The sequence below is a fragment of the Pseudomonas sp. FG98 genome (assembly GCF_057808595.1).
Map to the genome: position 1 here is coordinate 176,370 of NZ_JBMDIJ010000003.1, position 12,142 is coordinate 188,511.

General features: G+C 62.9%; 10 protein-coding genes. 7 read left to right on the forward strand and 3 right to left on the reverse strand.

Annotation, left to right across the window (positions count from 1 at the left end; genetic code table 11):
• Window positions 1-135: 135 nt before the first annotated feature.
• Together rhlB and ACODSK_RS03725 are read right to left on the reverse strand one after the other, a co-directional pair.
• Complete coding sequence (gene rhlB / locus ACODSK_RS03720) at window positions 136-1,587, reverse strand: ATP-dependent RNA helicase RhlB (protein ID WP_489013985.1); 1,452 nt, start codon at window positions 1,585-1,587, stop codon at window positions 136-138.
• Between the two features lie 102 nt (window positions 1,588-1,689).
• The gene (locus tag ACODSK_RS03725) at window positions 1,690-2,346 is read right to left on the reverse strand and encodes an alpha/beta hydrolase (protein WP_489013986.1); all 657 of its coding nucleotides are present in this window, start codon (window positions 2,344-2,346) and stop codon (window positions 1,690-1,692) included.
• Window positions 2,347-2,681: 335 nt separating this feature from the next.
• Here ACODSK_RS03725 and ACODSK_RS03730 point away from each other — a divergent pair, with 335 nt between their 5' ends.
• From ACODSK_RS03730 to ACODSK_RS03745, 4 genes are all read left to right on the forward strand, one after another.
• On the forward strand, window positions 2,682-3,710 hold the full coding sequence (locus tag ACODSK_RS03730) for an amino acid ABC transporter substrate-binding protein (protein WP_489013988.1): 1,029 nt from the start codon (window positions 2,682-2,684) through the stop codon (window positions 3,708-3,710).
• Window positions 3,711-3,777: 67 nt separating this feature from the next.
• On the forward strand, window positions 3,778-4,947 hold the full coding sequence (locus ACODSK_RS03735; RefSeq protein WP_489013990.1) for an amino acid ABC transporter permease: 1,170 nt from the start codon (window positions 3,778-3,780) through the stop codon (window positions 4,945-4,947).
• Window positions 4,948-4,957: 10 nt separating this feature from the next.
• Window positions 4,958-6,055: an amino acid ABC transporter permease gene (locus tag ACODSK_RS03740; protein ID WP_489013992.1), complete on the forward strand. Its 1,098-nt coding sequence runs from the start codon at window positions 4,958-4,960 to the stop codon at window positions 6,053-6,055.
• A gap of 11 nt (window positions 6,056-6,066) precedes the next feature.
• Window positions 6,067-6,831: an amino acid ABC transporter ATP-binding protein gene (locus ACODSK_RS03745; protein WP_489013994.1), complete on the forward strand. Its 765-nt coding sequence runs from the start codon at window positions 6,067-6,069 to the stop codon at window positions 6,829-6,831.
• Between the two features lie 163 nt (window positions 6,832-6,994).
• Here the strand turns inward: ACODSK_RS03745 and algW are convergent, their stop codons facing one another.
• Window positions 6,995-8,155 carry a Do family serine endopeptidase AlgW gene (gene algW / locus ACODSK_RS03750; RefSeq protein WP_489013996.1) on the reverse strand — a complete coding sequence of 387 codons (1,161 nt, stop codon included), beginning with the start codon at window positions 8,153-8,155 and terminating at the stop codon, window positions 6,995-6,997.
• Between the two features lie 241 nt (window positions 8,156-8,396).
• Here algW and ACODSK_RS03755 point away from each other — a divergent pair, with 241 nt between their 5' ends.
• The 3 genes from ACODSK_RS03755 (at window position 8,397) to cysN (ending at window position 12,127) form a co-directional block, all read left to right on the forward strand.
• Window positions 8,397-9,155: a Nif3-like dinuclear metal center hexameric protein gene (locus tag ACODSK_RS03755; RefSeq protein WP_489013998.1), complete on the forward strand. Its 759-nt coding sequence runs from the start codon at window positions 8,397-8,399 to the stop codon at window positions 9,153-9,155.
• A 137-nt stretch (window positions 9,156-9,292) separates the two neighbouring features.
• Window positions 9,293-10,210 carry a sulfate adenylyltransferase subunit CysD gene (cysD, locus tag ACODSK_RS03760; RefSeq protein WP_009408193.1) on the forward strand — a complete coding sequence of 306 codons (918 nt, stop codon included), beginning with the start codon at window positions 9,293-9,295 and terminating at the stop codon, window positions 10,208-10,210.
• Window positions 10,211-10,225: 15 nt separating this feature from the next.
• Window positions 10,226-12,127 carry a sulfate adenylyltransferase subunit CysN gene (gene cysN, locus ACODSK_RS03765; protein ID WP_489014000.1) on the forward strand — a complete coding sequence of 634 codons (1,902 nt, stop codon included), beginning with the start codon at window positions 10,226-10,228 and terminating at the stop codon, window positions 12,125-12,127.
• The last annotated feature ends 15 nt before the right edge of the window (window positions 12,128-12,142 follow it).

The window sequence follows — 12,142 nt, forward strand, 5'->3', positions numbered from 1 at the left end:
CGCCGGCAACGCCGGCTCCCACAGGTATTGTGTGTGCTCCTCCTGTGGGAGCTGGCTTGCCAGCGATGAGGCCATCAGCATCACCGAAGAAATCCAGGCATAAAAAAACGCAGTCCGAAGACTGCGTTTTCTGGTTCAGCCGTGGTGCTTCTTCGGCACCGGCTTGAGCAACTCGGTCGGCGGCATCTCGCAACTGATCTTGCGCCCCAGCAGTTCCTCGATCGCCGGCAACTGGTAGGAGTCGTCCTCGCCGGCAAAGCTGATGGATACACCGCTGGTCCCGGCCCGGCCGGTACGCCCGATCCGGTGTACGTAGTCGTCCGGGTCTTCCGGCAGGGTGAAGTTGATCACGTGGCTGATGCCATCGATATGAATGCCGCGACCGGCCACGTCGGTGGCGACCAGCACGGTGATGCGGCCTTCACGGAAGTTCTCCAGGGTGCGGATGCGCTTGTGCTGCGGCACATCGCCGGACAGTTGCGCGGCATTGACGCCGTCACGCACCAGGCGCTCTTCGATGCGCCGCACTTCGTCCTTGCGGTTGGCGAAGACGATCACCCGTTCCCACTTGTTCTCGGTGACGAGGTTGTACAGCAGCTTGTACTTGTCGCTGCCGGCCACGGCGTAGACGTGTTGTTCCACGGTTTCGCTGGCGACGTTCTCCGGCTCGATCTCGACGATGGCCGGGTTGGTGGTCCACTGCTTGGCCAGGTTCATCACGTCTTCGGTGAAGGTGGCGGAGAACAGCAGGGTCTGGCGCTCGCTCTTCGGCGGAGTCTGGCGAATGATCTGGCGCACCTGCGGGATGAAACCCATGTCGAGCATGCGGTCGGCTTCGTCCAGCACCATCACCTCGACCATGTCCAGGTGCACCTCGCCGCGCTGGTTGAAGTCCAGCAGGCGGCCCGGGGTGGCGACCAGGATGTCGCAGTGGCGGGCTTCGAGGGCCTTGAGCTGCTTGTCGTAGTCCATGCCGCCGACGAAGGTCATCACGTTGAGACCGGTGTACTTGGTCAGCGCTGCGGCGTCCTTGGCGATCTGCACTACCAGCTCGCGGGTCGGGGCGATGATCAGCGCCCGTGGTTCGCCCATGTAGCGCTCTTTCGGCGGTGGGGTCTGCTGCAACTGGGTGATGATCGAGATCAGGAAGGCCGCGGTCTTGCCGGTACCGGTCTGAGCCCGGCCGATGGCGTCCTGGCCGCGCAGGGTGAAGCCCAGCACCTGGGCCTGGATCGGCGTGCAATACGGGAAGCCAAGGTCGTGGATGGCGTGCATCAGCTCGCTGGAGAGCTTGAAATCATGGAAGCGGGTCTTGCCTTCCTGCGGCTCGACCACGAAGTCTTCCAGCTTCCAGGTCGAGGCCTGGGGTTTCGGCTTGCGTTCGCGGCGCGGTTTGGCGCTGGCAGCAGGCTCGGCGCGTGCAGGCTTGGCCGCTGCGCTGGCTGGCGCTTCAGGCTTGCGCGGGGCGACGGGAGTCGGGGCGGGAGCGGGTGCCTGGGCGGGCGGCTGCATCACGGGAGCAGCGTTTTCGGCGACGAGTTGCTCAACCTCGCCTTTGCCGAACATCTTCTTGAGTGCTTTGAGCACGGTCTTCTCATCGATTGGTTAAGGAATGTACGCCGGGCAGTGTAATGCAAGATCCGGGCTCGGCGTAGTGGATTGATCCGACAACTACAGGGAATGCGACATTCAGCGCAGGTGCTGGATCAGCCAGGCGCAGATATCACCGATTTCTTCCGGCACCACTTCATGTTCCATCGGGTACTCCAGCCAGCTGGCGGCGACGCCCCAGTGCTTGAGGTATTCGTAGGCGGTACGGCCCATGGCCGGCTGGACCACCGGGTCGTGCTGGCCATGCAGGCACAACGCAGGGATGCGCTGCTGGCTGGCGGTGAGCTGGATTTCGTCCTTGAAGGTCGGTGCGTAGGTGGACAGGGCCAGCACGCCGCCCAGTGCCCCTTGCCACTTTATATAGGCGGTGTGCAGCACCACGGCGCCACCCTGGGAAAACCCGGCCAGAACGATGCGGGTCGGGTCGATGCCGGCGGCGCGCTGTTCCTCGATCAGGGCGATGACCTGGTCGGCGGACTCCTCCAGTTGCGCTTCGTCGATGGCCCGGGCCGGGCTCATGGCCTTGATGTCGTACCAGCTGGGCATTTCATAGCCGCCGTTGATCGTCACCGCGCGGCTGGGCGCCTGGGGCATAACGAAACGGGTACTCAGCAAGTGTTCCTGCAGCGCCTCGGCCACCGGCAGGAAGTCGTAGCGGTCGGCCCCCAGGCCGTGCAACCAGATCACACAGGCGTCGGCGGTCTTCTGGGGTTCGAGAATCAAAGGCTTGGTCATGACTGCTCCGAAGTAGTGCACGCGATCTCAATGCGGTGCATGAAAAAAAGGCACGCGAGGGCCACGGGGAAAAAAGATGTCGCATTGCTATAACTTTGCCAGTTGCCAAGGGCTGAACCGCTTTAGCCGCGCGATGTGGTACGCGCTTTGCTACTACCCTTTCGACATGATGTGGCGTGTTCCCTCGGTAACACCTCTTCATGGGAAAACCAAGGCTGTCACAGAACAGCGAATTGCGCCAATTGACCCAATAACAAGCCGAAACGGGTCGGATGCGCCTCATAAGGGTGCGGTGCAAGCCGGCTCAACACAATAAGAGCGAACTGGAGGTTTTAATGAAGATGTTGAAGTCCACCCTGGCAGTCATGACGGCTGCCGCAGCGCTGGGCCTGAGTTCTTTCGCCCAGGCGGGTGCAACCCTGGATGCGGTACAGAAGAAAGGTTTCGTACAGTGCGGCGTCAGTGACGGTCTGCCGGGCTTCTCGGTTCCGGACGCCAAGGGCACCATCGTCGGTATCGACGCCGACGTCTGCCGCGCTGTGGCCGCTGCCGTATTCGGCGACGCGACCAAGGTCAAGTTCAGCCAGCTGAACGCCAAGGAGCGTTTCACCGCCCTGCAATCCGGTGAAGTCGACGTGCTGTCGCGCAACACCACCTGGACCAGCTCCCGCGACGCCGGCATGGGCCTGGTGTTCGCCGGTGTTACCTACTACGACGGCATCGGCTTCCTGGTGAACAAGAAGCTCGGCGTTTCCAGCGCCAAGGAACTGGACGGTGCAACCATCTGCATCCAGGCCGGTACCACCACCGAGCTGAACGTTTCCGACTACTTCCGCGCCAACGGCCTGAAGTACACCCCGATCACCTTCGACACTTCCGACGAAAGCGCCAAGTCGCTGGAATCCGGCCGTTGCGACGTACTGACCTCGGACAAGTCGCAGCTCTACGCACAACGCTCCAAGCTGGCCGCGCCGACCGACTACGTCGTACTGCCGGAAACCATCTCCAAGGAGCCTCTGGGCCCGGTCGTGCGCAAAGGCGACGAAGAGTGGTTCTCCATCGTGCGCTGGACCCTGTTCGCCATGCTCAACGCCGAAGAGGCGGGCGTGACCTCGAAGAACGTCGAGGCCGAAGCCAAGTCCACCAAGAACCCGGACGTGGCTCGTATGCTCGGTGCCGACGGCGAGTACGGCAAGGACCTGAAACTGCCGAAGGACTGGGTGGTACAGATCGTCAAGCAAGTGGGTAACTACGGCGAAGTGTTCGAGAAGAACCTTGGCAAGAGCACCCCGCTGCAGATCGATCGCGGTCTGAACGCCCTGTGGAACAACGGCGGCATCCAGTACGCGCCTCCGGTGCGCTGATTGGGGAGGCCCACGGTGACGCTTGCGTCACCGTGGGCCTTATCGTTCCTTCTCTTCGGGGCTTTTCATGCAAAATCCACCCAAGGGCCTGTCCCTGAGCGATCCACGCGTTCGCGCGTGGCTGTTCCAGATCCTCACGATCGTCTTCGTGGTCGGTCTGGGCTGGTATCTGTTCCACAACACCCAGACCAACCTGCAACACCGGGGTATCACCTCGGGCTTCGACTTCCTCGAACGCAGCGCCGGCTTCGGCATCGCCCAGCATCTGATTCCCTATGTCGAATCCGACTCCTATGCCCGGGTCTTCGTCATCGGCTTGCTGAACACGCTGCTGGTGACCTTCATCGGCATCATCCTGGCGACCCTGCTCGGCTTCATCATCGGTGTGGCGCGACTGTCGCCGAACTGGATGATCAACAAGCTGGCTACCGTGTATGTCGAGACGTTCCGCAACATCCCGCCGTTGCTGCAGATCCTCTTCTGGTATTTCGCGGTGTTCCTGACCCTGCCGGGACCGCGGGGCAGCATCAACATCAACGACACCTTCTTCATCAGCAACCGCGGGCTGAACATGCCCGGCGCCTCCCTGGCCGAAGGCTTCTGGCCGTTCGCGATCGCCGTGCTGCTGGCTGTAGTGGCCGTGGTCGCCATGGTGCGCTGGGCCAATCGCCGTTTCGAGGCAACCGGTGAGCCGTTCCACAAGTTCTGGGCCGCACTGGGCCTGTTGCTGGTGATCCCGGGCCTGAGCGTGCTGCTGTTCGGCAACCCGCTGAGCTGGGAACTGCCGGAATTGAAAGGATTCAACTTCGCTGGTGGCTGGGTACTGATTCCCGAACTGCTGGCGCTGACCCTGGCACTGACCATCTACACCGCGGCGTTCATCGCCGAGATCGTCCGCTCCGGGATCCGCTCGGTGAGCCACGGCCAGACCGAGGCCGCCCGCTCCCTGGGCCTGCGTGAAGGTCCGACCCTGCGCAAGGTGATCATTCCCCAGGCGCTGCGGGTGATCATTCCGCCGCTGACCAGCCAGTACCTCAACCTGGCGAAGAACTCCTCGCTGGCCGCCGGTATCGGCTATCCGGAGATGGTTTCGCTGTTCGCCGGCACCGTGCTCAACCAGACCGGGCAGGCCATCGAAGTGATCGCCATCACCATGAGCGTGTACCTGGCCATCAGTATCAGCATTTCCCTGCTGATGAACTGGTACAACAAGCGCATTGCGCTGATCGAGCGGTAAGGAGACGCGCATGAGTACCCATGTTTTCAAACCCGACATGCCGCCACCGGTGAAGACCGTTGGCGTGGTCGCCTGGCTGCGGGCCAACCTGTTCTCGAACTGGCTCAACACCCTGCTGACCCTGTTCGCCATCTACCTGGTATGGCTGATCGTGCCGCCGCTGCTGCAGTGGTCGATCTTCGACGCCAACTGGGTCGGCACCACCCGCGAGGACTGCACCAAGGATGGCGCCTGCTGGGTGTTCATCCAGCAGCGCTTCGGCCAGTTCATGTATGGCTACTACCCCAGCGAACTGCGCTGGCGCGTGGACCTGACGGTCTGGCTGGCAGTGATCGGTGTGGCGCCGCTGTTCATCAAGCGCTTCCCGCGCAAGGCGGTGTACGGCCTGTGCTTCCTGGTCGCCTATCCGATCATCGCCTACACCCTGCTGCACGGCGGTCACTTCGGCATGACCACGGTATCGACCAGCCAGTGGGGCGGCCTGATGCTGACCCTGGTGATCGCCACCGTCGGCATCGTCGGCGCCTTGCCGCTGGGCATTCTCCTGGCGCTGGGCCGACGTTCGAAAATGCCGGCGGTGAAGGTGGTCTGCGTGACCTTCATCGAGTTCTGGCGCGGCGTGCCGCTGATTACCGTGCTGTTCATGTCCTCGGTGATGCTGCCGCTGTTCCTGCCCGAGGGCATGAGCTTCGACAAGCTGCTGCGGGCCATGATCGGGGTGATCCTGTTCCAGTCGGCGTACATCGCCGAGGTGGTGCGCGGTGGTTTGCAAGCCATTCCCAAGGGTCAGTACGAAGCCGCCGCGGCCATGGGCCTGGGCTACTGGCGCGCCATGGGCCTGGTGATCCTGCCGCAAGCCCTGAAGCTGGTGATTCCCGGCATCGTCAACACCTTCATTGCCCTGTTCAAGGACACCAGCCTGGTGATCATCATCGGCCTGTTCGACCTGCTCAACAGCGTCAAGCAGGCGGCCGCCGACCCCAAATGGCTGGGCATGGCGACCGAGGGCTACGTGTTCGCGGCCCTGGTGTTCTGGATTTTCTGTTTCGGTATGTCCCGCTACTCCATGCATCTGGAGCGCAAGCTGGATACAGGCCACAAGCGTTAGGAGAGATTTTGATGAGCGAAGCGATCAAACAGCCTGCGGGCCCTGAAGGCATTATCCAGATGCAGGGCGTGAACAAGTGGTACGGCCAGTTCCATGTGCTCAAGGACATCAACCTGAATGTGCGCCAGGGCGAGCGTATCGTCCTGTGCGGCCCGTCGGGTTCGGGCAAGTCGACCACCATCCGCTGCCTGAACCGCCTGGAAGAACACCAGCAGGGCCGCATCGTGGTCGATGGCGTGGAGCTGACCAACGACCTCAAGCAGATCGAAGCGATCCGCCGTGAAGTCGGCATGGTGTTCCAGCACTTCAACCTGTTCCCGCACCTGACCATCCTGCAGAACTGCACCCTGGCACCGATGTGGGTGCGCAAGATGCCCAAGCGCAAGGCCGAGGAAATCGCCATGCACTACCTGGAGCGGGTACGGATTCCGGAGCAGGCGCACAAGTTTCCGGGGCAATTGTCCGGTGGTCAGCAGCAGCGCGTGGCGATTGCCCGGGCGCTGTGCATGAAGCCGAAGATCATGCTGTTCGACGAGCCGACTTCGGCACTCGATCCGGAAATGGTCAAGGAGGTGCTGGACACCATGGTCAGCCTGGCGGAAGACGGCATGACCATGCTCTGCGTGACCCACGAGATGGGCTTCGCCCGCACCGTGGCGAACCGGGTGATCTTCATGGACAAGGGGGAGATCGTCGAGCAGGCGGCGCCGGATGACTTCTTCGACCGGCCGCAGAATGACCGGACCAAGCTGTTCCTGAGTCAGATCCTGCATTGATGGGAGTGGCTGGCAGACACTGGTCTGTCAGCCATTCTTTGTGGTGTTTTCGAGGGCCTCATCGCTGGCAACGCCAGCTCCCACAGGTATCGCGTACACCGCAAACCCTGTGGGAGCTGGCGTTGCCAGCGATGAGGCCCTCAAGCGTAATGAAGCTTCCGGATCAGTTCTCTTCTTCCTGCACCGCCGGCGCCGGTGGCGGCCGCAGTCCCACCTCGGCCATCAGCTTCAACTGCTTGCCATTGCGCATCACCTCGATGGCAACCTTCTCGCTCGGCTTGATCCGCGCCACCTGGTTCATCGAACGACGACCATCACCGGCCGGTTCGCCATTGATGCTGAGGATCACGTCACCCAGCTGCAAGCCGGCCCGCTGCGCCGGACCATCGCGGAAGATCCCCGCCACGACGATGCCCGGACGCCCCTGCATGCCGAACGACTCGGCCAGTTCCTGGCTCAGCGGCTGCACTTCGATGCCCAGCCAGCCACGGATCACCTGGCCGTGCTCGATGATCGACTTCATCACCTCCAGCGCCAGCTTGGTCGGGATGGCGAAGCCGATGCCCTGGGAGCCGCCGGACTTGGAGAAGATCGCCGTGTTGATCCCGGTCAGGTTGCCGTTGGCGTCGACCAGTGCGCCGCCGGAGTTGCCCGGGTTGATCGCGGCGTCGGTCTGGATGAAGTCTTCGTAGTTGTTCAGGCCCAACTGGTTGCGCCCGGTGGCGCTGATGATGCCCATGGTCACGGTCTGGCCGACGCCGAACGGGTTGCCGATGGCCAGGGCGACGTCGCCGATGCGGATGTTGTCGGAGCGGCCGATGGTGATCGCCGGGAGGTTCTTCAGGTCGATCTTCAGCACCGCCAGGTCGGTTTCCGGGTCGCTGCCGATGACCCGGGCCAGGGTCTCGCGGCCGTCCTTCAGCGCCACCACGATCTGGTCGGCGCCGGAGGTCACGTGGTTGTTGGTCAGCAGGTAGCCTTCCGGGCTCATGATCACCGCCGAGCCCAGGCTCGACTCCCAGCGCCGTTGCTTGGGCAGGTTGTCACCGAAGAAGCGGCGGAACTGCGGATCTTCGAACAGTGGATGGGCGGCCTTGTTGACCACCTTGGTGGTGTACAGGTTGGCCACCGCCGGTGCTGCGTGGGTAACCGCGTCGGCATAGGACACCGGGCCCTGGACCACATTGGTGGTCTGCGGTGCCTGCTGCAGGTTGACGTCCTGGCTGGGCAGGCCGACCCATTGGGGAAAACGCTGGATAACCAGCAAGGCGATCAGCACGCCAACAAGCAGCGGCCAGCCGAAGTAACGCAAAGCCTTGAACATTGAACGAATCCTGGGGGAGTTGGCCCGAGCCGGTGACGCGATGGGGGAGTGTGTGAACGCGCGCGATCATACTTCGGCAAGACCTGTGCAGGAACCGCTAAATCACTCGGCCTGTGATGCGCTTGGCCGAATGCCCCCAGGACATTGCCGTCGGTTTCCCCAATCCGGTCGACGGCCCATAATGGCGGCCATTATACGGGCCCTTGCGCCGTGCTGAACTGCTGAATTGAGGAGTCTTTCCATGGCTGTTGCCCTGTCTACCCTGGTCGAGGAAGCCGACCGTTACCTCGGTAGCGCGAAAATCCAGGATTACTGCCCCAACGGCCTGCAGGTCGAAGGGCGCCCGCAAGTGACCCGCATCGTCAGTGGGGTCACCGCCAGCCAGGCGTTGCTGGATGCCGCAGTGGAGGCGGGGGCCGACCTGGTGCTGGTACACCACGGCTACTTCTGGAAAGGCGAGAACCCGTGTATCACCGGGATGAAGCAGCGCCGCCTGAAGACCCTGCTCAAGCACGACATCAGCCTGCTGGCCTATCACCTGCCGCTGGATGTGCACCCGGAAGTGGGCAACAACGTGCAACTGGCCCGGCAACTGGACATCACCGTCGAAGGTCCGCTGGACCCGAACAATCCGCGGGTGGTGGGCCTGGTTGGCTCATTGGCCGAGCCGGTGTCGGCGCGGGACTTCGCTCGCCGGGTCAGCGAAGTGATGGGGCGCGAGCCGTTGCTGGTGGAGGGCGAGGAGGTCATTCGTCGGGTCGGTTGGTGCACCGGCGGTGGCCAGGGCTACATCGACCAGGCGATCGAGGCCGGCGTCGACCTGTTCATCAGTGGCGAGGCGTCCGAGCAGACCTACCACAGTGCCCGGGAAAACGGCGTGAGCTTCATCGCCGCCGGCCACCACGCCACCGAGCGCTACGGTGTGCAGGCCCTGGGCGATTACCTGGCGCGGCGTTTTGCCCTTGAACACCTGTTCATCGATTGCCCGAACCCCGTTTGAAGCCCAAACGACAGGGCATATCCATAGATTGTTTCGTTCTAGCGGGCCTCCTAAATAGAAGCGGGCGCTGTGATAGAGTGGCCCGCTCGAACACGGCCCGCTGGCCGTCCATAAAGATCGTTTTCCCGTGAGTAGCCATGGTCGACAAACTGACGCATTTGAAACAGCTGGAGGCGGAAAGCATCCACATCATTCGTGAGGTGGCCGCCGAGTTCGACAACCCGGTGATGCTGTACTCCATTGGCAAGGACTCGGCCGTGATGCTGCATCTGGCACGCAAGGCCTTCTTCCCTGGCAAGCTGCCGTTTCCTGTGATGCACGTCGACACCCAGTGGAAATTCCAGGAGATGTACCGCTTCCGCGACAAGATGGTCGAGGAAATGGGGCTGGAGCTGATCACCCACGTCAACCCGGAAGGTGTGGCGCAGGGCATCAACCCCTTCACCCACGGCAGCTCCAAGCACACCGACATCATGAAGACCCAGGGCCTCAAGCAGGCGCTGGACAAGCATGGCTTCGACGCCGCCTTCGGTGGCGCGCGCCGCGACGAAGAGAAGTCGCGGGCCAAGGAGCGCGTCTACTCGTTCCGTGACAGCAAGCACCGCTGGGACCCGAAGAACCAGCGCCCGGAGCTGTGGAACGTGTACAACGGCAAGGTCAACAAGGGCGAGTCGATCCGCGTCTTCCCGCTGTCGAACTGGACCGAGCTGGACATCTGGCAGTACATCTACCTCGAAGGCATCCCGATCGTGCCGCTGTACTTCGCTGCCGAGCGTGAAGTCATCGAGAAAAACGGCACCCTGATCATGATCGACGACGATCGCATCCTCGAGCACCTGAGCGACGAGGAAAAGGCCCGTATCGTCAAGAAGAAGGTGCGTTTCCGTACCCTCGGCTGCTACCCGTTGACGGGCGCCGTCGAATCCGAAGCCGAGACCTTGACGGACATCATCCAGGAAATGCTCCTGACCCGTACGTCCGAACGCCAGGGCCGTGTCATCGACCACGATGGCGCCGGTTCGATGGAAGACAAGAAACGCCAAGGCTACTTCTAATTTCAGGGTTACTCCATGTCGCACCAATCTGATCTGATCAGCGAGGACATCCTCGCCTACCTGGCCCAGCACGAGCGCAAGGAACTCCTGCGTTTCCTGACCTGCGGCAACGTCGACGACGGCAAGAGCACCCTGATCGGTCGCCTGCTGCACGACTCCAAGATGATCTACGAGGACCACCTCGAGGCCATCACCCGTGATTCGAAGAAAGTCGGCACCACCGGCGAGGAAGTCGACCTGGCGCTGCTGGTCGACGGCCTGCAGGCCGAGCGCGAGCAGGGCATCACCATCGATGTCGCCTACCGCTACTTCTCCACCGCCAAGCGCAAGTTCATCATCGCCGACACCCCGGGCCACGAGCAGTACACCCGCAACATGGCCACCGGCGCCTCGACCTGCGACCTGGCGATCATCCTCGTCGATGCCCGCTACGGCGTGCAGACCCAGACCCGCCGGCACAGCTATATCGCCTCGCTGCTGGGCATCAAGCACATCGTCGTTGCGGTCAACAAGATGGACCTCAAGGGCTTCGACGAGCAGGTCTTCGAGTCGATCAAGGCCGACTACCTGAAGTTCGCCGAGGGCATCAACCTCAAGCCGAGCAGCCTGCACTTCGTGCCGATGTCCGCGCTCAAGGGCGACAACGTGGTCAACCGCAGCGAGCGTTCGCCGTGGTACACCGGCCCTGCGCTGATGGAAATCCTCGAGACCGTCGAAGTCGCTGGCGACCGCAACTTCACCGATCTGCGCTTCCCGGTGCAGTACGTCAACCGTCCGAACCTGAACTTCCGCGGCTTCGCCGGCACCATCGCCAGCGGCCTGGTGCACAAGGGTGACGAAGTGGTGGTGCTGCCGTCGGGCAAGAGCAGCCGGGTCAAATCCATCGTCACCTACGAAGGCGAGCTGGAAAGCGCAGGTCCTGGCCAGGCCGTGACCCTGACCATGGAAGACGAGATCGATATCTCCCGTGGCGACCTGCTGGTGCACGCCGACAACGTTCCACAGGTGACCGACCAGTTCGACGCCATGCTGGTGTGGATGTCCGAGGAGCCGATGCTGCCGGGCAAGAAATACGACATCAAGCGCGCCACCAGCTATGTGCCGGGCTCGATCGCCAGCATCACCCACCGGGTCGATGTGAATACCCTGGAGCAGGGCGCCGCGAGCGCGCTGCAACTGAACGAGATCGGCCGGGTCAAGGTGGCCCTGGACGCTGCGATCGCCCTGGACGGTTACGACAGCAACCGCACCACCGGTGCCTTCATCGTCATCGATCGCCTGACCAACGGTACCGTCGGCGCCGGCATGATCATCGCGCCGCCAGTCCTGCCGCACGGCAGCACCGGCCAGCATGGCAAGCAGGCTCACGTGTCCACCGAGGAACGTGCCCTGCGCTTCGGCCAGCAGCCAGCCACCGTGCTGTTCAGCGGCCTGTCCGGCGCTGGCAAGAGCACCCTGGCCTATGCCGTCGAGCGCAAGCTGTTCGACATGGGCCGTGCGGTCTACGTCCTCGATGGCCAGAACCTGCGCCACGACCTGAACAAGGGCCTGCCGCAGGATCGCGCCGGTCGCACCGAGAACTGGCGCCGTGCCGCCCACGTCGCGCGCCAGTTCAACGAAGCCGGCATGCTCACCCTGGCCGCCTTCGTCGCACCGGATGCCGAAGGCCGCGAGCAGGCCAAGGCGCTGATCGGCAAGGAGCGTCTGGTCACCGTTTACGTCCAGGCCTCCCCGCTGGCCTGCCGCGAGCGTGACCCGCAAGGCCTGTACGCCGCTGGCGGCGACAACATCCCGGGCGAAAGCTTCCCGTACGATGTGCCGCTGGACGCCGACCTGGTGATCGATACCCAGTCCACCAACGTGGAAGAGGGTGTGAAGCTGGTGCTGGATGTGCTGCGTCAGCGTGGTGCGATCTAAGCCACCCGGCTGAAA